This is a genomic window from Arthrobacter sp. E70 (assembly GCF_058266945.1).
The window spans coordinates 25,657-51,207 of sequence record NZ_JBYQFR010000001.1; the positions used below are offsets into that span (position 1 = coordinate 25,657).

Genomic DNA, 25,551 nt, shown 5'->3' on the forward strand with positions numbered 1-25,551 from the left:
CGTAGTACATGGAAATACGAAGCAATGTTTCAGGGTCCCGCCCGTAACCTGTTTAAATGCCTCGTTTCGCACTGGACATTGAGTCCGTCCCCCGTCCCGCCCGTTCCCAGGAACTCCTGGACGCAGTAAACCACCGGGTTGTCATTGCCGACGGCGCGATGGGCACCATGCTGCAGGGCCGGGAACTCTCGCTCGAAACCGACTTCCAGAACCTGGAAGGCTGCAACGAGATCCTCAACGACACACGACCGGACGTCATCGCGGACATCCACGACGCCTACTTCGCCACGGGCATCGACGCCGTGGAAACCAACACCTTCGGCGCCAACTGGTCCAACCTCTCCGACTACGGCATCGACGACCGCATCGAGGAACTTGCGCGAAAGGGCGCCAAGATCGCCCGGGAACGGGCCGAAGCGGCGGAAGAAACAGACGGCCGCATGCGCTGGGTCCTCGGCTCCATGGGCCCCGGGACAAAGCTCCCCAGCTTGGGCCACACCACCTACGACTACCTCAAGCAGACCTTCGCCCTGCAGGCCGAGGGCCTCATCGACGGGGGAGCGGACGCCTTCCTCATCGAAACCAGCCAGGACCTCCTGCAGACCAAGGCCGCGGTCAACGGCTGCAAGCAAGCCATCGTCGCCAAGGGCATCCGCCTCCCCATCTTCGTCGAGGTGACGGTCGAGACCACCGGAACCATGCTCATGGGCTCCGAAATCGGCGCCGCGCTCACCGCCCTGGAACCGCTCGGCGTCGACGCCATCGGCCTGAACTGCGCCACCGGCCCGGACGAGATGAGCGAGCACCTCCGCCACCTCGCCAAGCAGTCTTCCGTCGCCATCGCCTGCATGCCCAACGCCGGCCTGCCCATCCTCGGTGCCAACGGCGCGCACTACCCGCTAACCCCCACCGAGCTCGCCACCGCGCACGAACAGTTCGTCCGCGAATTCGGCCTGGGCCTGGTGGGCGGCTGTTGCGGTACGACGCCGGAACACATGGCCGCCGTCGTCGAACGTCTTGCGCCCTTCCGCAGCCCAGCCAACAAAGACGCAGTGACCAAAGCAGACAACGCGCCGGCACGAATCCCTGAAGAGCGCGAGTCTGGCGTCGCCTCCCTCTACCAGCACGTGAACTTCGACCAGGAGTCCGCGTACCTGGCCATCGGTGAGCGCACCAACGCCAACGGTTCCAAGGCCTTCCGCCAGGCCATGCTCGAAGAGCGCTGGGATGACTGCGTGGACATCGCCCGTGAACAGATCCGGGTCGGCGCGCACCTGCTGGACGTCTGCGTGGACTACGTGGGCCGCGACGGCGTCGCCGACATCAAAGAGGTCGTCAGCCGCTTCGCGTCCGCCTCCACCCTCCCGCTCGTCATCGACTCCACCGAGCCTCCCGTGCTCCAGGCCGGCCTGGAACTCATCGGCGGCCGCCCGGTGGTCAACTCCGTGAACTACGAGGACGGCGACGGCCCGGACAGCCGCTTCGCCCGCATCATGCCGCTGGTCAAGGAGCACGGCACCGCCGTGATCGCCCTGACCATCAACGAAGAGGGGCAGGCCCGCACCACCGAGGGCAAGGTGGCCATCGCCTCCCGTCTCGTCGACGCCCTGGTGGGAGAGTGGGGCATGCGCGTCGAGGACATCATCGTCGACTGCCTCACCTTCCCCGTCGCCACCGGCCAGGAGGAAACCCGCCGGGACGGCATCGAAACCATCGAAGCGATCCGCCAGATCACCACCAAGTACCCGGGCATCAACACCACGCTCGGCGTCTCCAACGTCTCGTTCGGCCTGAATCCCGCGGCACGCATCGTCCTGAACTCCGTGTTCCTGCACGAGGCAGTCCAGGCAGGCCTGACCAGCGGCATCATCGACGCCGCCAAGATCGTGCCGCTCGCCTCGCTGCCGGAGGAGCAGCGGCAGGTGGCGCTGGACCTGGTCTGGGACCGCCGCGAATACGATGCCGACGGCAACACCACCTACGACCCCCTGGCCCGCATGCTGGACATGTTCGCCGGCGTCGACACCGCAGCGCTGAAGGACCAGCGCGCCGCCGAACTCGCGGCGCTGCCCACGGGTGCACGCCTGGAACGGCGCATCATCGACGGAGAAGGCAAGGGCCTGGAAGAGGACCTGGACCTGGCCCGCAGCGAGGGGATGACCCCGCTCGGCATCATCAACGACCACCTGCTCGAGGGCATGAAGGTGGTGGGTGAGCGTTTCGGCGCGGGCGAGATGCAGCTGCCGTTCGTGCTGCAGTCCGCCGAGGTGATGAAGAACGCGGTGGCCCTGCTGGAACCGCACATGGAGAAGTCGGACTCCTCCGGCAAGGGCACCATGGTGATCGCCACCGTGCGCGGCGACGTGCACGACATCGGCAAGAACCTGGTGGACATCATCCTCACCAACAACGGCTACAAAGTGGTCAACATCGGCATCAAGCAGGGCATCGCCGAGATCATCGCCGCCGCCGAGGAGCACGACGCGGACGTGATCGGCATGTCCGGGCTGCTGGTGAAGTCCACCGTGGTGATGAAGGAAAACCTCGCGGAGCTGCAGTCCCGCGGCCTGGCCAAGAAGTGGCCCGTGATCCTGGGCGGCGCAGCCCTCACGCGCGCCTATGTTGAGCAGGACCTGGCGGAGCAGTTCGACGGCGTGGTCCGGTACGCCAAGGACGCGTTCGAGGGCCTCTCCCTCATGGAGCCCCTGGTGCGCGTGGCCCGCGGGGAGTCCCCGGACGACGTCGGCCTGCCGCCGCTGAAGAAGCGCATCCACAAGGGCGGTGCGAGGTTCACGGTGACCGAGCCGGAAGCCATGCCCGGCCGCTCCGACGTCGCCACCGACAATCCCGTCCCCGTGCCGCCCTTCTGGGGCACGCGCATCGTCCGCGGCGTCTCGCTCCACGATTACTCGGCGTTCCTCGATGAGCGCGCCACCTTCATGGGGCAGTGGGGCCTCAAACCCGGCCGCGGCGAGGACGGGGCCTCGTACGAGGAGCTCGTGGAACGCGAGGGGCGGCCGCGCCTGCGCTACTGGCTGGACCGGATCCTCGGCGAGGGCATGCTCGACGCCTCCGTCGCCTACGGCTATTTCCCGGTGGTTTCCGAGGGTGAGCAGGTGGTGGTGCTGCACCACGGCGAGGATCCCGACGGCGTCCTGGGCCAGGCGGGCCTGCTCGCCCCCGACGGTGGAACAGGTGCCCCGATCGGCACCGACCGCCTGCGCTTCGATTTCCCGCGGCAGCGCCGCGACCGGCACCTGTGCCTGGCCGACTTCGTGAAGTCCCGCGAGTCCGGCCAGGTTGACGTGCTCCCGGTGCAGCTGGTCACCGCCGGGTCGAAGATCGAAGAGTTCACGTCCAGGATGTTCGCCGCCAACCAGTACCGCGACTACTACGAACTCAACGGCCTGGTCATGCAGCTCACCGAGGCGCTGGCCGAGTTCTGGCACGCGCGCATCCGCAAGGAGCTGGGTTTCGCTGCCGAGGAGCCGAAGGACACGGCGGGGTATTTCAAGCTCGATTACCGCGGTGCCCGGTTCTCGCTGGGCTATCCGGCATGCCCGGACATGGAGGACCGCCGCAAGGTGACGGAGCTGCTGAAGCCCGAACGCATGGGCGTCATCCTGAGCGACGAGCTGATGCTGCATCCTGAACAGTCCACCGACGCGTTCGTGTTCCACCACCCGGAGGCCAAGTACTTCAAGGTGTGAGCTGGTGCCGGTCTCCGGCCAGGCCGGCGTGCGCCTGCGTGGCCGGCCCGGAACTGGAGACCGGCTTCACCCGCCGCAGCGCGGCGAGGATGGCACGCCCCACCACGCTGATCCCGATGATCGTGGTGACGGCGCGCAGGGTGTCCCAGCCCGCCGTCGAGGTTAGCAGCGAGTAGAGCAGGAAGCTGCTGAGGTTGGTGGACAGCGGTGCGCCCGGCACGTAGGAGATGCCTGTGCCGCCGCCCACCGCGAAGGGCCAGAACCACAGGTTCAGCAGCAGGCCGAACACGTAGGACGCCACCGCGCCATAAACGCACAGCATCCACAGTTCGGCCCTGCCCCGCACTCGCCGCGGGAGCAGGCCGGCGCCGGCGCCCACCCAGGCGCAGGCGAAGACCTGGAACGGAGTCCAGGGCCCGATGCCGCCCCACAAGGCGCTGGAGACGGCGATGGTGGCGGCGCCGAGAAGCAGGCCGAAGCGGGCACCGAAGGCACGGCCGGCCAGGATCAGCAGGATGAAGACCGCCTCCACGCCGCCGACGCCGGTGCTCGCCACCCGCACTGCCGAACCGATCGCGGCCAGCACGCCAAGCAGCGCCACCATGTGTGCCGAGCGCACGGAGCCGTCCAGGGAGAGTACGACGGCGACCGCGGCCAGGGGTGCGATGGCGAGGGCAGCGTAGGGGGTGGCGGCGGCAGCGTCCCGGGGGAGTGCCGCGGCCAGCAGGGGCCAGCAGAACGCGGCCAGGGCCAGCAGGTTCGCGGCAGCGAGGACTGCCAGCTCGGCGGGCCGGGGCATGCGGATGCGGTGGGCTTTCTTCGCTGGTGCTTCAAGGCGTGCAGGGGTGTAACGGGGTGCCGGGAAGGGCGGGGTTGCACCGGCGGCTGCTGCTGCAACGGGCGCGGCTTCAGCGGAACCGGGCACGATGCCGTCCCGCATCGGGAGGATCCGGGCGCCGAGGCCGCGGGCAAAGCCGAGGTCATGCGTGGCGATCATGACCGCAGCGCCGGACTGCGCGGCGGCCCGCAGCGCGTTCGTAACTGCTTCGCGGGCGGGTGGATCGAGGCCGCGGGTGGGCTCGTCGATCAGGAGCACTTCAGGATCGTCCATGGTCTGCAGCGCAATGGCGAGGATCCTGCGCTCGCCGGCGGAGAGGTCCCGAGGGTGCTCGTGTCCGACGGGAATCCGGACGCCTCCCCGCAACCGAGCAAGGCGTGACGTGGCGGCGCCGGGCGCCTGACGTCGGTTCTTTTGACGCGCCAGGCGCCGCTCCGCTGCCTGAAGCTCTGCCGCCACGGTGTCCCGGGTGAAAAGGTCGTCGGAAGCGTCCGGCACCAGGGCGACTCGGCCGCCGTCGACCGTTCCTCCCCGTGTGCCGTCACCGCGGATCGCCTGACCCAGGGCGAGCGCCACCAGGAGGGATGACTTCCCGGCACCGTTGGGCCCCGCCAGGGCCACCACCTCACCGCGGTGCAGGGACAGGGAGGCGTCCCGCACGAGCGGCCTGCCGTCGCGGTGCACAGAAAGGTTGGTTGCCGTCAGCACGGGCTTGTGGTCCCCGGGAGGAACGGGATGTGGAAGGGCAGCGGCAGGGTACGCAGGAGTGGACGGCGGCGCGCCAGGCACCAGGGCGCCGCCCTCGATGGACCACCACGAGCCGGCGACGGCGACCAGCGCTTCCGCACGGTGCTCGGCCACGATGACGCACACGCCGGCGTCCCGGGCAAGGGCTTTGAGTACCGCGGTGACGCGGCTGCGCGCTGCGGTGTCGAGGTCAGCCAGGGGTTCGTCCACCAGGAGCAGGGCAGGCTGGTCCACGACGGCGGCCGCGATGGCCACGAGGGTTGCTTCACCGGCCGAGAGGGTGCTGATGTTCCTGTCCAGCAGGGCGGACACCCCGATGTTCTCCGCCACTTCCTGGACGCGGGCCCTGGAGTCAGGGGATGGCACGCCGCGAAGGTCGAGCGCGAGGGCGATCTCGTCCCGGACGCGGGTGGTGGCAAAGGCGGCGCGGGGATTCTGCAGGACGACGCCGACCAGGCCGGCTGTATCGCGCGGCGGCACAACCGCCCGGTCCATGCCGCCCACGCGCACGGTTCCCGAGACCTGGCCACCATCGGTATGCGAGAGCAGGCCCGCAATGCCACGCAGGATGGTGGACTTCCCGGAGCCGGTGGCGCCGGTGATGACGGAAAGCGTTCCGGCCGGCGGCTCGAAGGCATCGACCCGCAGCCGGGCGTCCCCAATCCTGAACCGGGCGTCGCGGACCAGGAGAGGCGCGTTGCCGTCGGGGACCGCCGAACCCCCGCTGCCGAATCCGCGCAGCTCCAGGGCGGCGGCAATGCGGCTGGCGTGTTCAAGCGTCCGTTCGAGCACGGGAACCAGGGCGCGGGGCCCGAAGCGCTCGCCGCGCAAGCGAAACGCCAGGCGGACGGACGTCACGGCGTCGGACAGCGCCGGGAGGGCTGCCCACGCCACCACCAGCATCCGGGCGATGCCCTGCAGGGGGCCGCGGCGGGCCAGGCGGGTGAAGCCGCGGGCCACGTCCACCCAGGCGTTGAGCAGGCCGAACGCGAGGATGGTCGCCGCGATCGGCAGGGCGGACAGCACCGCCGCCCATAGGCCCGGTGCCGTCACCGGGCCGAAGAGGACCACATGGGCGTACGGTGCCGGCAGCCGTAGTGGCGGCAGGTTGAGCAGGACCGGCGCGCCGGCACCTGCCCCGTTGAAGAGGACGCGGTAGAGGACCCGCGCCGCGATGAACACGACGGCGAGAACGGCGCCGGCGCGCAGCGGCGCGGGTCGGAAGGTCATGCCGCCGGTGCTGCCGGTTCGTTGTCCACCGTGTAGAGCAGTTCAAGGCTCTCGCCGGGGTTGAGCTTGAGGCTGTCCAGGCCTTCTTGAGCGTAAGCCCAGGTGCCGGCGGCGGGCTTCACCCAGAGGGCCCAATAAGAGACAGTGTTCTTGTCATCGCACGCTTCGCGGATAGTGCCACCCTTGTGCTTGATGTCGAAGTCCGCAGCGGGCACACCGTTGACGCGGCACGCGAAGCTCGTGGGGTACTTAGCGGTGCCCTCGATCTTCACCTTTGCCTCTTCGAGCACCTTGGCTGCCGGGGTGGTGGCGTCCACGGGCACGCAGACGGACGTGTCGGCGGCTGACTGCTTCAGTGAGGCCGAATCGACGATGACCTTCACGCCGGAGCAGGGGCCGGAGGAGGTGCTGGACGCGGCGGCGCTGGATGAAGCGGCGGCCGTGGAGGCGGCTGCAGAGGAAGTGGACTGGGTGGCGGCCGGCGTGGAGCAGGCGGCAAGGGTCAGCAGGAGACCTGCGGCGGCGAAGGTGCTCGCGGCGGCGGTCCGGATCTTAGTCAATGTCACTTGTCAAGGGTAGGCCGTTGCGCCCCCACGGCCGGACGCCACCGTCTTGTATGACGCACAGGAGTTGTGTGGCGCAAAGGAAGGGCCGGCGACGGCGTGGCTGCCGTCGTCGACCCTTCCTCTGAAATGAGCTGCTGCAGCGGACCCTGCTGCAGCAGCAGCCTTAGGGGACCTTCACGTCCGCCAACTGGTGCTCCGCCGGAGCGCCGGGTCCACCTGGAGCGTCCTGTGCGTCCGGCACGGCAGAACGGGACGACGGGTGGGCTGCAACGGCCGCGGCATGCTCGGCGAGCACCCCGGTCTGGTGCCGGATCTTCAGCCTGTAGAGCAGCGTTCCACCGATGACCACGGCTGCCACGAAGATCACGCCGCCCCACTGCAGGTACCACTCGAACGGCGGCACCGAGTTGTAGATCTCGGGCCGGGGCCAGACCAGGTTCACCGTCATGGCGCCGCCCCAGAGGACCGCGAGGATGTTCACGGGAAGCCCCCACTTGCCGGTGCTGAATCCCGCCTCGGAATGCTGGTCCAGCAGGGGCCACTTCTTCTGGAGCCGCTTGCGCAGCAGGGGGACCGTGACCAGCAGGTAGGACAGGTAGATCAGGACGATGCTGATGCTGGACAGGATGGTGAAGATGGCGGGCTGCATGACGTTGACCAGCAGCGGGATGACGGCCATGACGCCGATGACGATCGCGGCAACGGTGGGGGTCCTGCGGACAGGGTCCACCTTGCTGAGCTGGCGGCTGAACGGCAGGTTGTTGTCGCGGGCCATGGCGAACATCATGCGGATGGCGGCGGCGTGGACGGCCAGGGTGCAGACCACCACGGCGACGACGATGCAGGCCAGGAAGGCCTTGCCGAACGGACCGCCCAGGACGGAGAGCACGATGTGCTGCAGGCCGCCGTCGGCAGCGCCCACTGCCGGGTCCGTGAGATCCGGTGCGGCCAGGATGCCGAAGAGCAGGATCAGGCCCCCCAGGATGAACGAGGCCGTGACGGCGCGGAGGATGGCTTTGGGCGCGGTGCGCTTGGGGTCCTTGGTTTCCTCGCCCAGGGAGCTGGCGGTATCGAAGCCGTACATCACGTAGCCGGAGGCCATGGCACCGATCAGGAAGACGCCGAAGAAGCCGAGGTCGTGGCCCTCGCCGAAGCCGGCGGTGTCGAAGAAGACCTCCGGTCCGCGGACCGCGTGCCAGCCCAGGGCCAGGATCAGCAGCACGGCCGCGATCAGTTCCACGAAGACGCCGATGCTGTTGATCCGGGTCATCAGCTTCACGCCGAAGGCGTTGATGAGGGTGGAGATGGTGATCATGATGGTGGCCAGCACCACGCCGTTCATGGCGAAGTCGTAGGGGCCGGTGCCGTCACCGATGAACTGGAAACCCTCCCAGAGCTGGGGGAGGGTGATCTGCAGGGCCAGCGCCACTGAGCCCAGGGCCATGATGGAGGACAGCAGCAGCAGCCATCCCGCCAGCCAGGACGAGGTCCCGGAGGCGAGCCGCTTGGCCCAGTTGTAGACGGAACCGGCCACGGGATAGCGGCCGGCCAGTTCGGCAAAGCAAAGGGCCACCATCAGCTGGCCAACAAACACGATGGGCCAGGACCAGGCGTACGCCGGGCCGGCCATGGAAAAGCCAAAGTAGAACAGCTGGAAAACACCGGTGAGGATGGAGATGTAGCTGACACCTGCGGCGAAGCTGGCAAACTTGCCGATGCTTCGGTCCAGCGTCTGGGTGTAGCCAAATTCGTCCATGCCGCTTGAATCAATACTCTTGCTGGGTTCCAATATGGACTCCTAGATCAGAAAAGCACGATGGGACCGGCCGCCCTGGGGTGCGGAGAAGGTCAAAAGGGGGGTGGCCCGGCGTTGCCTAGTGAACGCCGGGCGTCTTGCGAAAGGGCTTGCTGCCTGGTGCCTAGGCGGGTGCTGCGCTGAGCTCTAGCTCCGCCGTCGTGGTTTCTCCTGTCCTGCTGGCGCGGATCAGATCGGCGCAGCGCTCGCCGATCATCATGACGGTGATGTTGGGGTTGACGGTGACGTGTTCGGGCATGACGGACGCATCGGCGACGCGGAGTCCGGTGACTCCCTTGACCCGCAGCTCGGGGTCAAGCGGTGACATGTCGTCGTCGTACGCGCCCATCCGAACGGTGCCGACGGGGTGGTAGACGGTGTTGTGGGTCTTGCGGATGTAGTCCTTCAGTTCCTCGTCGGTCTGCGCCTCGATGCCGGGCGAGAGTTCCCGGCCGGTCCATTCGGCCATGGCGGGCTGCGCGGCGATTTCGCGCGCCTTGCGGATGCCCGCCACCATGACGCGCATGTCGTGGCCTTCGGGGTCCGTGAAGTAGCGCGGGTCCACCATGGGCTTGTCGCGGAAGTCGCGGCTGCGCAGCCGGACCGTTCCCCGGGAGCGGGCGTGCGTGACGTTGGGGGTGAGGCTGAACCCGTTCTCCGTGGTGGGGTAGCCGTGCCGCAGGGTGTTCATGTCAAAGGGGACGGAGCCGTAGTGCATCATCAGGTCGGGACGGTCCAGGCCGTCCTCGGTGGGGGCGAAGATGCCGATTTCCCACCACTGGGTGGAGGCCTGCACCATGGGCTGCTTCGCCTCGAACTGCACCACGCCCTCGGGGTGGTCCTGCAGGTTCTCGCCCACTCCGGGGGAGTCCGCGAGGACCTCGATGCCGTGCGCGGCGAGGTGTTCCGCCGGGCCGATGCCGGAGAGCATGAGCAGCTTGGGGGAGTCGATGGCGCCGGTGGACACGACGACTTCCTGGTAGGCGGTGAGCCGGTGGGTGCGGCCGAACGCTCCGTCCACCACGTCGACGCCGGTGCAGCGCTTGTCCGCATCGAAGACCAGCTGGCGGGCGCGGAGGCCGGTCAGCAGGGTGAAGTTGGGGCGGTCGATGATGGGGTGGATGTAGGAGACCGAGCTGGAGGAGCGGGTGCCGTCGGCGCGGCGGTTGATCTGGAAGAAGTTGGCGCCGTTGATCACGGTGGCGCCGGTGTTGAATTTTGCGCGGGGAATGCCGGCCTGTTCACAGGCGTCGAGAAGCGCGACGCCGGCAGGATCCGCCGGGGGCACGTTCATCAGGTGCACGGGGCCGGAGTCCCCGTGGTGGGGCGCGTCCGGGCCGGCATCCTCGTTGGTTTCCAGGCGCTTGTACAGAGGCCACGCGGCGTCGGCGTTCCAGCCGGTGGCGCCGTACTTGGACTCCCATTCGTCCAGGTCCTCCCGCGGGGCCCAGAAGGCGATGCAGGAGTTGTGGCTGGAGCAGCCGCCCATGACCTTGGCACGGGCGTGGCGCATAAAGGAGTTGCCGTTCTCCTGCGGTTCCACGGGGTAGTCCCAGTCGTAGCCGGATTCCAGCAGCTCCATCCAGCGGTCCAGCTGCAGGATCTCGGGCAGGTTCCGGTCGTCCGGGCCCGCCTCGACGAGGGCCACGGTCACCTCCGGATCCTCGCTTAGCCGTGCAGCCACGGCGGCCCCGGCGGATCCGCCGCCGATCACGACGTAGTCGAACGCGCGGTCCGTGACGTCGTCGATGTTGTCGTAATGCATCTAGTTCTCCTTGCTGTGGTCAGCGAACCAGCCGGTGACCTGCGGGCTGGTGTTCTGGTAGATGTGCTTGGCTTCCTGGTATTCGGCCAGGCCCGTGGGCCCGAGCTCGCGGCCGACGCCGGACTGGCCGAAGCCGCCCCACTCGGCCTGCGGGAGGTAGGGGTGGTAGTCGTTGATCCAGACTGTGCCGTGCCGCAGCCGGTTGGCCACCCGCTGCGCCTTGCCGGCGTCCTGGGTCCAGACGGCGCCGGCCAGGCCGTAGATCGTGTCGTTGGCGGTGGCCACGGCCTCGTCCTCGGTGCGGAACGTCTCCACGGTGACCACTGGGCCGAACGCCTCATCGGTGACCACGGACATCCCCCTGGTGACACGGTCCAGGACGGTCGGCTGGTAGTAGAAGCCGGCGTCGTACTTCTCTCCTTCAGGTGCCGCGCCGCCGGTGCGCAGCCGTGCGCCTTCCTGGAGACCGCGCTGGACGTAGGCGTGGACCTTGTCGCGGTGTGCGGCGGAGATCAGCGGGCCTGTTTCTGCGGCGTCGTCGAAGGGGCCGCCGAGGCGGATGCCCTCGGCGCGGCGGACCAGTTCGTCCACGAAGCGTTCAGCAATGGATTCCTCCACCACCAGCCGTGCCCCCGCCGAACAGACCTGGCCGGAGTGGACGAACGCGCCGTTGAGGGCATTGTCGACGGCGGCGTCGAAGTCCGCGTCCGCGAACACCACGTTGGGGTTCTTGCCGCCGAGCTCCAGCGCCACCTTCTTGACCGTCCCGGCAGCGGCGGCGGCGATGCGCTTGCCGGTTTCCAGGCCGCCCGTGAAGGAAACGAGGTCGACGTCGGGGTGGTCCGAAAGCGGGGCGCCCGCTTGAGCGCCGGGCCCAGTGACGAGGTTGGCCACGCCGTCCGGCAGGCCCAGGTCCTGCAGCAGCTGCATGGCCAGGATGCTGGTGGACGGGGTGAGCTCAGAGGGCTTGAGCACGAAGGTGCAGCCCGCGGCCAAAGCCGGGGCGATCTTCCACGCGGCCTGGAGGAGGGGGTAGTTCCACGGCGTGATGAGCCCGCAGACACCGACGGGCTCGTAGACGATCCTGCTGACGACGTCGGCGTTCCCGGCGTCGACGATCCGGCCCGCCTGCTGCCCCGCGAGCCTGCCGAAGTACTCGAAGCAGGCGGCGATGTCGTCCATGTCGATGCGGCTTTCGACCATCCGCTTACCGGTATCCAGCGATTCTGCGCGGGCGAACTTCTCGCGGCGCTCGCGCAGGCCGGCGGCAACCTTCAGGAGGAACGCGCCGCGCTCCGGTGCCGGAACACCGGACCAGGCGCCCGAGTCGAAGGCTTTGCGCGCCGCGGCAATCGCACGCTCTGCGTCTTCCCGGCCGGCCTCGGAGACTGTGGCGACCAGTTCGGCATCGGCAGGGTTCCGGATTTCGCGGACGGCTCCGGATGCGGCGGGCTCCCACGAGCCGTTGATGAACAGGGTGGATGCTGCTGTGGTTTCAGCGCCTCGGGGGACGTCCTGCGCTGGTGTGGCGTAAGTCATACCGAGGACAGTAATGCAGATTGAACAAGTGTTCAATACTTTTCTTGAACACTTGTTCAAGGTTTCTCAGCGGGCTATTGTTACCCTTCAGCAGGAGCGAACGCGATCTGCTCCGTCCGCTCGATGCTCCGCTGAATGGAGGCCTTGTCCACCCCGAGCAGCGCCGTCAGCCACATGCCGTTCTGGATGACCACGATGTCCGAGGCCCGCTCCCTGCAGGCGCTCCAGGGCAGATCCGGATTGGCGCTGGACACCAGTGCCGCGAGCCCGTCGATGTACCGGTCAAAGGCGGCAGCGTTGATCTGCGCGTAATCTTCATCGGCCTGGGCCAGGGCCCAAAGATGCAGGCGCAGGGACAGGTAGCGGGTGGTCAGCAGGTCCGCGCCCGCCACCCGCCGCAGCGCCTTGCGGAGTTGCTCCTCGGGCGACAGTGACGGGTCAGGGGCGACGAGCCGGAGATCGTGTTCGTCCACGCGGCCCAGGGCTGCCCGGATCAGCGTGGTCTTGTCGTCGTAGTAGTAGTTGACCAGGCCCAGGGCCACACCCGCTTCGCGCGCCACGGAGCGCATGCTCACGCCGGCAATCCCGTGACGGGACAGCAGATCCATCGCCGCTTCGAGAATGCGGGTCTGCTTGTCAGTCTGTTCGCCGGAGTTCACGGCATTGGTCCCCATCTGGCCAGACTATTGCCAAACCGGCCAGGAACCCATTTCTGGGGATCGAGCCGCCGGCTGCTGACAGTGTTTGAAGCCTTCTTCGGCGGGGCACGTTCCATGCACACACCCCGATGTATCTGTACAGCTTGGAGCAGGATGGAAAGCGCGAGCCTCATAGCCCTTCTATTTGCCGGCGCTATCGGCAGGAGCAGAAGCGCGCAGCCTGACGCGCCGCAAATCGTCACACAGCCGGGTTGGGCGTCAGTTGCATGGCGGGCTTTCAGGAGCAGGGCCGCCACGTTCCTGCACCGGCTGGCGTGGGCGGTTGAACCGGACCCGCGCTGAACCAGAAGAATCACCGCCGGGGAGTGCAACTGTCAGGATTGGGCGTGGTCCGCGCGCTCCAGCAGGCGGGACGCCGCGTAGCCGATGACCAGGCCCCAGAAGGCCGCGTGGATGTTGAAGAGGTTCATGCCGGAAATGGTCACCACAAAGGTCACCAGCGAGCCCAGGGTGAAGTCGCTTGCGAAGGCGGTGACGAAGGCTTGCTGGAGGGCCCGCAACATCGCGATGCCGCCCAGCGCCAGCACAAACTCCTTCGGCGCGGCCAGCATCAGCCGGGTGAGGGTGGGGGCAAACGCTGCGAACACCAGGGCCAGCAGGCCGTACGCCACGGCAGCCGTGTATTGGCGCTGCCGGCTCCCTGACGATGTTAAAAGGGCGTTGGTGGGGCCAGTAACGCATGCCGAAACGGCCCCAAACCCCGCATTCAGCACCGAAAACGCGCCGGAAGCAATGGCGAAGGCATTGACCCGTGGGTGATGGCCGGCGGCGCGAAGGACAGCAATGCCTTGGCCATTTTGAACAAACAGTACGGTCAGGGCCAGGGGAACCACCAGCTCGAGCTGGGCAGCCCAGGTGAACTCGGGAATGGTGAAAACCGGGGTGGCCAGGAGCGGTCCGCCGGGCGACAGCTTGAACTGCCCGCTGGCGGCCACGGCAATGCAGCCTGCCACCAGGGTCCCCAGGACCGGCGGCAGGTACCTGCCGAGCATGGGAACTGCCGTGAGGGCCAGGAACGCGGCCACCATCGGCGCAGCCACCACCGGGTTGTCCTGGGTGGAGGCAACGATGTCCGTGCCGAACTTCAGGAACACCGCGGCCACCATGGCCATCACGAGCGGCATGGGCACGAGCGCCATGGCCCTGCGCACCACGCCGGTGGCGCCCAGGGCGAGGATCAGCACCCCGGACGTGAAGAACGCCCCAATTACTTCGGGGAATGACAGGTGCTGAAGGGAAGGCCCCAGGAGCACCGTGCCGGGAATGGACCAGGCGAAGCCCAGGGGCTGGCGGTAAATGAGCGACATCAGGACTGTCGCCGCGCCGCCCGAGAGGAGGATACCAAAGACCCAGGACGACAACTGGCCCTGGGTCAGGCCGCCCGCCGTCCCCACAGCAAGGGTGACGGCGATGGGCCCTGACGCCGCGAAGATGAGTCCGATTGCCCCGTTGGAGACATAGGACAGGCCCAGGTCGCGAAGAACCCGGCGCGGGCCCGCGGGCCGGACACCGGGACGTTCCAGCAAGGGTTCCGGCGCGGGCGTGGCGGTCCCGCCGGATGGGGCGGTGGGGTGCTGGCGGGGATGGCTCATCGGAACTCCTGGCTGGGCGGAAAAACCGGAAGCGCTCCGAAGCATCAGCTCCGGAGCGCCTCCGTGCGGGGGTGTTTCCCAGTGTGCGTGCTACTTCTTCTGGCCCTGCTTGGCCAGGACGTAGTCATAAACTACTTCCTCGCCCTTTCCATCGGTACGGGGGCGGGGGTCCAGCATCAGTTCGGGCTTCACTGCCGAGGCGATGTCGTCAGCGTTGTGGGGGTCGCCGGGGAAGTACAGCTGCTGGGTGACCGGCTCGTAGCCCGGCGCGGATACCTTGATGTGAATGTGCGCAGGACGCCAGGCGTGCCAGCCCGCGGCGCTGATCAGCTGCCCGCAGGCGCCGTCCGTGGGGATCTGGTAGGGCGCCGGACGCATGGTGTTGATTTCGAACCGCCCGTCGTCCGAGGCCTTGACGGTCGCCCGGAAGAGCCACTCGGGCATGCCCGGGGCGTACTGGGAGTAGAACCCCGCCGCGTCCGCGTGCCAGATCTCCACCTGGGCGCCTTGGATGGGGTTGCCGTCGGTGTCGGTGAACTGGCCGGTGAACCGCAGTGGCGTGCCCTCTTCGCCGTCGCGCATTTCCACGGTGGCGGGCGTCTGGAGTTCCGGAGAGCCGGGAACGTAGTAGGGGCCCTCGATGGTGCCGACGGTGCCGGGACGGTCCTGGGAGTTCACGTCCTCAACGGTGTGTTCAAGCCAGACGTCGAGGAACAGCGGCCACTCACCATCCGTGCCCACCTTGATCAGCCAGGCTTTGAGCGCGTTGTATTCCTCGTAGGTGACCTGGTGCTCGACCACGATGTCGTTGGCGGCCTTGATCAACGCGCCGGCCAACAGGCTCACCCGTTCCTTGGATACGTCCACCTTGGAGAGCTTGCCTGACGCGGCGAACCGCTCGGTGGCCTTGGAGCCCGCTTCGACGGCGGTGCCTTCGTTTTCCGTGCGGCTGTCCGTTGGGGTTTGGGTCATGACGATGTCCACCTTCCTCATTGAATGGGGACAGGAAGGGCTCCTGCACCCGACGCGGGCTGCGGGGCCGGTCATTGCCCTGCGCCGCACCGCGTGATGTCGGTCTCAATCGTAGGGCCGCAGATAAGGACGCTACAAATATCAACTATGCGTCTTTTGAGTCATTATCAGTACATAAAGACACCCTTGGTGGAACCTCGGTATTTACCTGATGTGAGACCGATCACGAGCGTGAAGAATTGCTGGACAACGTCCGCTGTTGGGAGTTTTTCGTCCCCGGCTGGACCTCCCGACCATCCGTCCAGCAATCTCCAATGAGGGAGCACGCCATGACCGAGAACCTGATCCATGCCCGCGAGGTCCTTGCCGACGCCGTGATCGACGACCGCGAGAACGGCGTCATCCGGGCCAAGCGCGAGATCTTCACCGACCAGGAGATCTTTGAACTCGAGATGAAGCACATCTTCGAAGGCAACTGGGTGTACCTCGCCCACGAGTCGCAGATCCCGAACGTGGGCGACTACTTCACCACCTACATCGGCCGCACCCCCGTGATGATCACCCGGGACAAGGACGGGAAGCTTAACTGCCTGGTCAACGCCTGTTCCCACCGCGGCGCCATGCTGTGCCGCCGCAAGACGGACAACCGCACCACCTTCACCTGCCCGTTCCACGGCTGGACCTTCAAGAACTCCGGCGAGCTGCTGAAAGTCAAGGACTCCCGGAACGCCGGCTACCCCGAGACCTTCAACAAGGAAGGCTCGCACGACCTCACTAAGGTGGCCCGCTTCGAGTCCTACCGCGGCTTCCTCTTCGGCTCGCTGAAGGCCGAGGTGCTCCCGCTGGAGGATCACCTCGGTGACGCCACCAAGGTCATCGACTCGATCGTCGACCAGTCGCCCGAAGGCCTGGAAGTGCTGCGCGGTTCCTCCACCTACACCTACGACGGCAACTGGAAGGTCCAGGCCGAGAACGGCGCCGACGGCTACCACGTCACCGCCGTGCACTGGAACTACGCAGCCACCACGGCCCGCCGGAGTGCCGGAGACTCCGCCAACAAGACCAAAGCCATGGACGCCGGCAAGTGGGGCAAGGTCAAGGGCGGTTTCTACTCCTACGACCACGGGCACCTGCTGCTGTGGCAGGAATGGACCAACCCCCAGGACCGCCCGCTATGGGACCGCCGCGACGAGCTTGTGGCCAAGTACGGCGAGGAGATGGCCAACTTCATGATCAACATCTCCCGCAACCTGTGCCTGTACCCGAACGTCTACATCATGGACCAGTTCTCCTCGCAGATCCGCCACTTCCGGCCGATCTCCGCGGACCAGACCGAGGTGACCATCTACTGCATCGCCCCGAAGGGGGAGTCCCAGGAGAACCGTTCCAAGCGCATCCGCCAGTACGAGGACTTCTTCAACGCCACGGGCATGGCCACGCCGGACGACCTGGAGGAATTCCGCTCCTGCAACAAGACCTACTGGGCCACCAGTGCCCCGTGGAACGACATGACCCGCGGCTCCACCCATGAGATCACCGGCCCGGATGAGCAGGCACAGGCCCTGGGCATGACCCGGGTGATCGCCTCCGGCGTGCGCACCGAAGACGAAGGGCTCTACCCCATCCAGCACGGGTACTGGAAGGAAGTCATGGACCGGGCCCTGGCGGAGGAAGAGGAGCGTTCCGCACTGGAATCCGTTCCCGTCACCGCCTGAGAGCCCGCCCAAACCACAGAGAGCGCAGAACCCATGACCAACCTGACCCACACCGCCCCGGTCCTGAAGACCGCGGAGGAGATCGCAACCCTCGAAACCGTCCGGGCGTTCCTCTACCGGGAAGCCCGCCTGCTGGATGACCGCCAGTTCGATGAATGGCTGGAGTGCTACCACCCGGACTCCGAATTCTGGATGCCGGCCTGGGACGTGGACGACCAGCTGACGCAGGACCCCCAGAACGAGATCTCCCTGATCTACTACGACAACCGCGGCGGCATCGAGGACCGGGTGTTCCGGATCAAGACCGACAGGTCATCAGCAACGTCCCTCCCGGAGCCCCGCACGGGCCACAACATCACGGACGTCGAGGTGTTGGCGAACGACGGCGGCACGGTGGACGTGCGCTTCAACTGGTTCACCCTCTACTTCCGCTATAACACGACGGACACCTACTTCGGCACCAGCTACTACACGTTGGACCTTTCCGGTCCGCAGCCGGTGATCCTGAAGAAGAAGGTGGTCCTGAAGAACGACTACATCCACCACGTGGTGGACGTCTACATGATCTGACCTGCCCGCAGCCGGCGCCCGTGACCTACGGGAACCGCACGGCAGCTTCCAGCCCTGTGCCCGCCGGGCACGCCCCAACTTATACCGGACGCGACGACGCGCCCGGCCAGCCAGGAGGACCCCATGGGCCACAAAGTAGCCCTTAGCTTCGAAGACGGCGTTACCAAAGTCATCAAGGTCGGCGACCATGAGACCGTCATGGATGCCGCCTACAAGGCGCGCATCAACATTCCGTCGGACTGCCGCGACGGCGCCTGCGGCACCTGCAAGGCGTTCTGCGATTCCGGCTCCTTCGACCCGGGCGACTTCATTGACGACGCCATGACGGAGGAGGAGCTTGAAAAGGGCTACCTGCTGACATGCCAGGCCGTCCCGGAGTCCGACCTGGCCATCCAGGTCCCGGCCACGTCCGAATCGGCCAAGACGGCGGCCGCCACCTTCACCTCCACCATCAAGGAGCTCAGCCGGCACACGGACACCACGGTGTCCTTCACCCTGGAGGTGGACAACCGGGATGCGCTGGCCTTCCTCCCAGGCCAGTACGTCAACCTCAAGGTCCCCGGCACCGACGCCGAGCGCTCCTACTCCTTCAGCAGCGGCCCCGAGGTCCAGGACGCGTCCTTCATGGTGCGCGTGACTCCGCAGGGCGCCATGTCCGAATACCTGCGCGACCGCGCAGCGGTAGGCGACGCCATTGAATTCACCGGCCCGTACGGATCCTTCTTCCTGCGCGAGCCCAAGCGGCCCCTGCTGCTCTTGGCCGGCGGCACAGGACTGGCCCCGCTGCTGTCCATCCTGGAAAAGCTCGCCGAAAACCCGCCCGCCGGCCCGGTCCACCTGATCTACGGGCTCACCCGCGAGGCCGACATCGTCGGCCTGGACTGGCTGCGGGCCTACGAGGTGAAGCTGCCCGGCTTCACCTGGGACTACATCGCCTCCGAGCCCGGCACCTCCGCCCCGCACACCGGCTATGTCACCCAGATCATCGAACCGAAGCACCTCAACGACGGAGACGTGGACATCTACCTCTGCGGCCCGCCGCCCATGGTCAACGCCGTCTCCAAGTGGCTGGACACCGAGGGCATCCAGCCCGCCAATTTCTACTTCGAGCGCTTCGCGCCGAAGGAAACCACCGGAGGCGACGCCGAAACGGGTGCCCCGGCTCCGGTGGAAAAGATCCAGGCCGACGGCGACACCATGACCCGCGGGGAGGCCGTATCCTCGCTGGAAACCGGGCGGCTGGACTTCCGCAAGGAGGACAGCTTCGCCCAGCTTGACGCCCGCATGGGCCTGGAGCTTGCGGTCAGCGAACTGCTGCTGGGAAGGCTCAGCGATGAGCAGCTGCGCCAGTTTCGCCGCCTGGCCGAAGCCACCACCGGCTCGGTGCAGGACGGGAACATCACCGATCCCGACGAGTTTGCACGCACCAACGAGGAATTCCACGAGTACCTCTTCATGGTCTGTGACAACCCGATGCTCCTGGAGTCCTACCGGCGCCTGGACGTCCACGCCCAGATGGCCGCGGCCTTCGAAGCCGGCACGCCGATCTTCGAGCGCGTTACCCAGGACCACCTTGAGATAGTGAACGCCTTCGAACGCGGCGACAAGGACCACCTTCGCGCCGTCATCACAGCGCACGCCCATGATGCAAAGGAAACTATGGCAGGTGCCATCGACGCCAAGGCTGCCCTCTGATGGCTGTTCCGTACGCCGGACAATACGTGACCCCCGGCAGGTTCGGCGGCAAGGTCGCCGTCGTTACCGGTGCTGCCCAGGGGATCGGGCAGAAGGTGGCGGAACGCATCGGCGCCGAAGGCGGCGCAGTGGTCCTGGTGGACCGCGCGGACCTGGTCCACGACGTTGCCCGCAGCATCGATGAGGCCGCCAGGACATCGGGCTCGGGCGGATCCGCCACCTCTGTCACCGCGGACCTGGAGACGTTCGCCGGCGCCACCCAGGCCGTCAAGGCCGCGCTCGCGGCCCACGGGCGCGTGGACGTGCTGGTCAACAACGTGGGCGGCACCATCTGGGCCCGCCCGTACGAGGAGTACGACGAGGACAAGATCGAGAAGGAGATCCGCCGCTCGCTCTTTCCCACGCTGTGGACCTGCCGGGCAGTACTGCCGGTCATGATGGAGCAGGGCTCCGGCACCATCGTGAACGTCTCGTCTGTGGCCACCCGCGGGATGCACCGGGTGCCCTACGCAGCGGCGAAAGGCGGCGTCAATGCGCTGACCCAGTCGCTGGCCATGGAGGTTGCCGGGAACGGCATCCGCGTGGTGGCCACCGCCCCGGGTGGCACCGAGGCCCCGCCGCGCAAGGTCAAGCGCGGGCCGGAAGCCGAATCCGCCATCGAGAAGGACTGGTATCAGGCCATTGTCGACCAGACGGTGGACTCCTCGTTCATGAAGCGCTACGGCACCCTGGATGAGCAGGCGGCGCCCATCGTGTTTCTGGCGTCGGACGAGGCGTCCTACCTGACCGGGAGCATCCTTCCGGTGGCCGGCGGCGACCTGGGCTAGTGCATCCGATGGATGCACGCCATGGGGGGCGCCCAGGCCGCTCCGGTAGGATTGCAGCCATGACGGCGGGCTCCACCCAGGGCGACACGGCTGAGGATTTCCCGCTGGCGGGCCGCGCCGGCGTCTTCGAGCAGCTGCTGGAAACCCTCCGGACCGTTCGCAAGGGCACGGTGGAAACGGTGGTCCTCACCGGGCCCTCCGGGTCCGGCAAGACCGCCCTCCTGGAGCTCTTCCTGGACCACTGCCGGACGTCAGCCCGCGGCGTCCGCGTGCTGTCCGCCATGGGGGACGACTGGGAGGCACAGTTCGCCCTCGCGGGCTATTCCCAGCTCATGCGGACCCTGCCACTGCGCACAGCGAAGGATTACGACGGCGGCCCGGCCAGGGAGGCGGGGCCGGTCGCCTCCTTGACACCCGCCCAGGTGATCAACTACGCCGCAACCCTCAGCACCCATCTCGAAGGACTGCAGACGCACGGCAGCGTCGTGGTCGCCGTCGACGACGTCCACAAACTCGACGTGGAAAGCCTGCGCATCCTCACTTTCGTCATGCGCAGGCTGCACGACAAACGGGTCCTGTTCCTGCTGACCCTCAACCCCATGGACGCCCCACGTGTCCCCGCCGGGGTGCTCGACTTCCTCACCGGCCACCAAGTGGCCCGCATTTCGTTGGAGCCCCTATCGCCTCAGCAGGTCCAGGACGTGGCGCGGAGCCTGCTCGGCCTGGACCTCAGCGCGACGGCGGCCCACGGCCTGGTGGCGCACACTGGCGGGATTGCGCAGTCCATCGTGGAGCTGCTTCGTGAGCTTCCCCCGGAGACCTGGCAGTCGTGGTTCCCTTCCCTGCCGCCCACCTCCAGGGTGCGCGCCAGGGTGCGCAGCGTCCTGGCTGCCGCGTCCCCTGCCTTGGTGGCCGCTGCGGAGGCCGCATCGGTGCTTGGCCCCGGCGCGGGCCTGGCCGAGGTGGCCCGGGTGGCTGGCCTGGAATCCCTCATGCCGGCACTCGACGAGGGGCACCGGGCCGGGCTGCTGGGACTGTCCGTTGACCAGTCCCGCTCCGCCGTCGTGTTCCTGGAACCCGGCGCAGCAGAGGCTGTCTACGAACAGATCGTCCCCAGCCGGCGCATTGCCCTGCACCGGGTAGCCGCCGAAGCCGTCCAGTCCGAGGGCGAACAGTTGGGCCACCGTGTAGCCGCCACCCCGGCCGCAGACGAAACCCTGGCCGCCGAGTTGGAAGAGTTCGCGCGGCGGCAGGCCACGGTTGGGGCGTGGCAGGATGCCTCCACTGCGCTGTTCTCCGCCTCGCGGCTGTCCCCCGACATCCGCGACCGCAACCTCCGGCTCCTCAGGGCCGTCGACGCCGTGGTTGGCTCCGGCAATGTGGCGCAGGCGCAGGCGTGGGCCGGGGCCGTAGATGCCCTGCCGCCGTCGCCCCTGCGCTCCTCGGTCCTGGGGTACCTGTCCACCGTGTCCGGCCAACATGACAGCGCCCAAAGCCAGCTGGAGATGGCCTGGCGCACCAGCAGTCCTCAGCACGAACCCGGCGCAGCGGCGCAGGTGGCGCAGCGATTCGTGCTGCACGGGGTGGCCTGCTGGGACGGCCCGATAATTACCGGCTGGGCCGAGCGGGCCATGGCGCTCACGGAGCCTGGAACACCGGCGCACATCGAGTCGGAGGCCATCTACGGCCTGGGCCTCTATGCCCAGGGCCGGATAGCGGACGCCGAGGCCTCCTACCAGCGGGCCTCCGCCCAGGCGGCCGAGAATGCCCAGAAGCAGCGGGTGCAGATGGGCGCTGGCTGGCTGGCCCTGCGCCTGGACAACGCTGAATCCGCGCTGGTGAATTTCGAGTCGGCCGCCCCTACCGAGTACCGCGGGGGATCGCTGCGGATCTCCCTGTGGGCCGAGGCCTGGCTGGCCCGCACCCACCTGGTGCTGGGCAACTGGGACGCTGCTGCCGCCACCATCTCCCGGGCAAGCGTTCGGCTGGAGACCTCGCGGATGCCGCTGATCCGGCCGCTGCTGTACTGGACGGCCGCCGAGCTGTGGTCCATGCGGGGCGACTGGGACCGGGCGCGATACTACGTCTCGCAGGCCGCGGTGCAGCCGGGAACCTACCGCGCCATGCAGGTCCCGGCCAGCCTGGCGCGCGCCCGCTTCCACGAGGCGCGGGCGGACTACGAAAGTGCCCTGGCTGCCATGCAGCCCCTGGCGGAACTGGACCCTTGGACCGATCAACGGGTGTCCTTCTGGCCGTGGCAGGACACCTATGTCAACGCCCTGGTCATGACCGACAATCTGGATGCCGCAGAGACGTTCCTGACCGCCTTCGAAGGAGTGCACCGCGAGCGGGAAGTACCCTCGGACCTGGCGCGCATGGCGTGGGCGCGGGGCCGTCTGCTGGCCGCGCAGGGGGACCCGGACACGGCAAGGGAATACTTCGAGGCGGCACTGGGGCACCTGCGCGGGCTCAACCGCCCCTATCTGCGGGCACGGATCAGTTTCGCCTTCGGGCAAAGCATGCGCCGGGCCGGAAAGCGCCGGCTGGCGTCATCGGTGCTGCGGGCGGCCCGGGATCTGTATGACACCCTTGGCGCGGCCACCTATGTGGAACGGTGCGACCGGGAGCTGAAGGCCACCGGCCTTGACATCGGGAACCTGCCGGACCCGGCGGACCCGGTGCTTTCTTTGGTGGGCGGCCACCATCAACAGCTCACTGCCCAGGAACAGGCCGTGGCCGAGCTGGTGGCTGCGGGCGCCACGAACAAGGAGGCGGCCCGGGCCTTGTTCCTGGCCGAGAAGACGGTGCAGTACCACCTCACGCGGCTCTACCGGAAGATGGGCATCCGGTCACGCAGCGAACTCGCGGCTGCGTTCCGGGCCAAGGACTGACCCGGAACGCAGCGAATACTGACTGCTACTTCACGTCCGAGGGGTGCTTGGCCAGCGGAACCACAGTGATGTCCATGTAAGGGAACAGGGGAAGGTCCTGCAGGATGCCGTGGAGCTCGTCGTTCGATTCGACGTCGAAGATGGAGTAATTGGCGTATTCGCCCACCACACGCCAGATCTCGGGCCATTTGCCGGAGCGCTGCAGTTCCTGGGAGTAGGCCTTCTCCTTTGCCTTGATCCCGGCGGCTTCTTCGGCAGGCATGCCGGCGGGCAGGTTGACGTCCATATGGACCAGGTACTTCATGGTGACCTCTCGGTGGAAGGGATGGGTGTCAGTCGGCGCGGTAGTGGGTGAGCTTGTCCTCGTCCACGTCGGTGCCTGCGCCGGGAGTCTCGGGAACATGGATCCGGCCGCCGGTGATGGCCAGTGGTTGGGCCAACAGGTCATCGGTCATGTCGAGGTAGTTGGACAGCTCCGCCGCGCGCTTGGCGGTGTGGGCGAAGGCTGCCCCGAACACCACGGAGGCCACGGTGCCAACCTGGGTGTCGATCTGGTTGCCGATGTAGACGTCGATGCCCATGCCCTCGGCCATGCCCACGATCTTGGCGGCTTCGGTGAAGCCGGACCGGGCGGTCTTCACGGACAGGAGGTTGGCCCCGCCGGTGAGGATTTCGCGCGCGGCCTCGCCCAGGTTGGCGGCGGATTCGTCCGCGGCAATGGGGATAGGGGAGTTGGTGACCAGCCGGCGGCGGCCCAGTACTTCGCGGGCGTCGTCCGGCTCCTCAAGAAACTGCAGGCCGAGGTCGACGGTGCGGCGAAGCACCTCGGCGGCCTCATTGGCTGTCCAGCCGCGGTTGGCGTCCATGTACAGCTCGGCGTCTTCGCCCAGGCCTTCCCGCAGTACCCTGGCGGCCTCGATGTCCAAACTCAGCGGACGGCGTCCGGTCTTCAGCTTGAAGGTGTTGATGCCGTAGGTTTGCCGGAACTCCAGGGCCAGGGCCAGGAGTTCCTGGGCGGGTTTGAATCCGAGCATGTGGGAGACGCGAAGTGAGTCGGTGTAGCCGCCCAGCAGTTTGGTCACGGGCTGCCCGAGGGTTTTGCCGATGACGTCCCACACGGCGATGTCCACCGCGCCCTTGGCAGTCTGGTTGTGAACCGTCCGGGCCATGACCGCCTGGATCTTCTCCCGGTCAAAGATGTCAGTGCCTACTAGTTGCGGGGCGAAGACATCCTGCACCACCGCGACGATGGACTTCTGCGTTTCGCCGTAGGTGTAGGGGCGGGGTGGAGTGTCTGCAGTGCCTTTCAGGCCATCGTCGGTGTGGACGCGGACCAGGACATGGTCGGCCTCGTGAACGGACCCGGAGGCAAAATGGAGCGGGTGACGGTACGGAATCGAGTACGGGATCGCCTCGATGGCTGCGATCTTCATGATGGGAGGAGCCTTTCATCAGCGGGAGCCGGCTGCGGAGCGAGGGCGCCGGCAGGGGCGGAGGCGTCAGCGGTTGCGGTGGCCACGATGTCCAGGAAGTTCTGCAGGAGGGCGGACCGGTGGCCGCGCAGCCAGGCGACGGCGAGTTCCACCGGGGGAACATTGTCGATTTCCCGGTATGCCACGCCTTCGAGCTGGAAGGCACGCACGCTGGACGGCATGACGGCAATGCCGCCGCCCGCGGCCACGAACGCCAGCATTGTTGAGGTCTCACCAACCACTTGCGTGATCCGCGGCTGGAAGCCGGCCTGGCGGCAGAGGTCGGAGGTAATCCGGTTCAGCACGGACTCCGGAGCGTAGGCGATGAAGTCCTGGTCCTGCAGTTCGTGCATGGCCACGGGCCGGTCCACCGCCAGGGCGCTGAAAGAGGGAAGCGCGACGACGAGAGGCTCCTGGGTGACGACGCGGTAGTCAATCTCCTCGGAGGCGACGGGGGGACGCAGCAGTGCCGCGTCCAGGGTCCCATTCCGCAGCCCTGCTTCCATGGACGGCGTCAGCATCTCTCCGTTCAGCGCCAGCGACAGGCCGGGAAGGACCTGTTTGGTGAGCCGCGCGATCCGAGGCATGACGCCGTAGGTCGCCGATCCGGAGAACCCAACCCGGAGTACGCCCGTGGCACCCTTGCCCACCTGGTAGACATCCGCCCGGAGCGTCTCGACGTCGTTGACGATCTGGCGGCCGCGGTCCAGCAGGAGCTGGCCCGCCGCCGTCAGGTCCACCCGGCGGGTGGTGCGGTTGAGCAGCTGGACGCCCAGCTGCTCCTCCAATTGGCGGATCTGCTGGGAAAGGGGCGGCTGCGCCATGTGCAGGCGCTTTGCCGCCCTGCCGAAGTGCCGCTCCTCCGCGACCGCGATGAAGTAGTTCAGCTGGCGGATTTCCATCCAGTG

The 25,551-nt window shown here is 67.4% G+C and carries 17 protein-coding genes; 6 read left to right on the top strand and 11 right to left on the bottom strand.

Translation table 11 applies throughout. From position 1 onward, the window contains the following. Positions 1 to 56: 56 nt before the first annotated feature. Complete coding sequence (metH, locus tag AC3IMC_RS00120; RefSeq protein ID WP_490916375.1) at positions 57 to 3,710, top strand: methionine synthase; 3,654 nt, start codon at positions 57 to 59, stop codon at positions 3,708 to 3,710. Here metH and AC3IMC_RS00125 read toward each other — a convergent pair. The 8 genes from AC3IMC_RS00125 to catA all read right to left on the bottom strand — a co-directional run bounded on the left by AC3IMC_RS00125 (position 3,700) and on the right by catA (position 15,473). Next, positions 3,700 to 6,525, bottom strand: a complete 2,826-nt coding sequence (locus AC3IMC_RS00125; RefSeq protein ID WP_490916376.1) for an ATP-binding cassette domain-containing protein — start codon at positions 6,523 to 6,525, stop codon at positions 3,700 to 3,702. The two genes, metH and AC3IMC_RS00125, sit on opposite strands and share 11 nt — an antisense overlap. Further along, a complete protein-coding gene (locus AC3IMC_RS00130; protein WP_490916377.1) occupies positions 6,522 to 7,091 on the bottom strand; it encodes a hypothetical protein in 570 nt (189 codons plus the stop codon). The genes AC3IMC_RS00125 and AC3IMC_RS00130 overlap by 4 nt, the downstream gene beginning before the upstream one ends. 163 nt (positions 7,092 to 7,254) lie before the next feature. Continuing rightward, the gene (locus AC3IMC_RS00135) at positions 7,255 to 8,847 is read right to left on the bottom strand and encodes an APC family permease (protein ID WP_490916763.1); all 1,593 of its coding nucleotides are present in this window, start codon (positions 8,845 to 8,847) and stop codon (positions 7,255 to 7,257) included. Between the two features lie 163 nt (positions 8,848 to 9,010). After that, complete coding sequence (locus tag AC3IMC_RS00140) at positions 9,011 to 10,651, bottom strand: GMC family oxidoreductase (RefSeq protein WP_490916378.1); 1,641 nt, start codon at positions 10,649 to 10,651, stop codon at positions 9,011 to 9,013. After that, complete coding sequence (locus AC3IMC_RS00145; protein ID WP_490916379.1) at positions 10,652 to 12,190, bottom strand: aldehyde dehydrogenase family protein; 1,539 nt, start codon at positions 12,188 to 12,190, stop codon at positions 10,652 to 10,654. A gap of 80 nt (positions 12,191 to 12,270) precedes the next feature. Next, complete coding sequence (locus AC3IMC_RS00150; RefSeq protein WP_490916380.1) at positions 12,271 to 12,864, bottom strand: TetR/AcrR family transcriptional regulator; 594 nt, start codon at positions 12,862 to 12,864, stop codon at positions 12,271 to 12,273. Between the two features lie 359 nt (positions 12,865 to 13,223). After that, on the bottom strand, positions 13,224 to 14,501 hold the full coding sequence (locus AC3IMC_RS00155; protein WP_490916381.1) for a benzoate/H(+) symporter BenE family transporter: 1,278 nt from the start codon (positions 14,499 to 14,501) through the stop codon (positions 13,224 to 13,226). 90 nt (positions 14,502 to 14,591) lie between these two features. Next, positions 14,592 to 15,473, bottom strand: coding sequence for a catechol 1,2-dioxygenase (gene catA / locus AC3IMC_RS00160; RefSeq protein ID WP_490916382.1), 882 nt, complete (start codon positions 15,471 to 15,473; stop codon positions 14,592 to 14,594). Between the two features lie 329 nt (positions 15,474 to 15,802). Between catA and benA the strand changes: the two genes are divergently transcribed. From benA to AC3IMC_RS00185, 5 genes are all read left to right on the top strand, one after another. After that, a complete protein-coding gene (gene benA / locus AC3IMC_RS00165; protein WP_490916383.1) occupies positions 15,803 to 17,188 on the top strand; it encodes a benzoate 1,2-dioxygenase large subunit in 1,386 nt (461 codons plus the stop codon). 33 nt (positions 17,189 to 17,221) lie between these two features. Continuing rightward, entirely contained in the window at positions 17,222 to 17,758 is a 537-nt protein-coding gene (gene benB / locus AC3IMC_RS00170; protein WP_387561558.1) for a benzoate 1,2-dioxygenase small subunit, read from the top strand. Between the two features lie 123 nt (positions 17,759 to 17,881). Then, positions 17,882 to 19,453, top strand: a complete 1,572-nt coding sequence (benC, locus tag AC3IMC_RS00175; RefSeq protein WP_490916384.1) for a benzoate 1,2-dioxygenase electron transfer component BenC — start codon at positions 17,882 to 17,884, stop codon at positions 19,451 to 19,453. Then, positions 19,453 to 20,280 (top strand): 1,6-dihydroxycyclohexa-2,4-diene-1-carboxylate dehydrogenase, encoded by an 828-nt coding sequence (locus AC3IMC_RS00180; protein ID WP_490916385.1) that lies wholly within the window; start codon positions 19,453 to 19,455, stop codon positions 20,278 to 20,280. The genes benC and AC3IMC_RS00180 overlap by 1 nt, the downstream gene beginning before the upstream one ends. A gap of 59 nt (positions 20,281 to 20,339) precedes the next feature. Then, positions 20,340 to 23,171: an AAA family ATPase gene (locus tag AC3IMC_RS00185; RefSeq protein WP_490916386.1), complete on the top strand. Its 2,832-nt coding sequence runs from the start codon at positions 20,340 to 20,342 to the stop codon at positions 23,169 to 23,171. 25 nt (positions 23,172 to 23,196) lie between these two features. Here the strand turns inward: AC3IMC_RS00185 and catC are convergent, their stop codons facing one another. The 3 genes from catC to AC3IMC_RS00200 are packed head-to-tail and all read right to left on the bottom strand — an operon-like array spanning position 23,197 to position 25,545. Then, positions 23,197 to 23,475: a muconolactone Delta-isomerase gene (gene catC / locus AC3IMC_RS00190; RefSeq protein WP_141159042.1), complete on the bottom strand. Its 279-nt coding sequence runs from the start codon at positions 23,473 to 23,475 to the stop codon at positions 23,197 to 23,199. Between the two features lie 28 nt (positions 23,476 to 23,503). Further along, complete coding sequence (locus AC3IMC_RS00195; protein ID WP_490916387.1) at positions 23,504 to 24,604, bottom strand: mandelate racemase/muconate lactonizing enzyme family protein; 1,101 nt, start codon at positions 24,602 to 24,604, stop codon at positions 23,504 to 23,506. After that, complete coding sequence (locus AC3IMC_RS00200) at positions 24,601 to 25,545, bottom strand: LysR substrate-binding domain-containing protein (RefSeq protein WP_490916388.1); 945 nt, start codon at positions 25,543 to 25,545, stop codon at positions 24,601 to 24,603. Before AC3IMC_RS00200 ends, AC3IMC_RS00195 begins: the two co-directional genes overlap by 4 nt. Positions 25,546 to 25,551 lie beyond the last annotated feature (6 nt).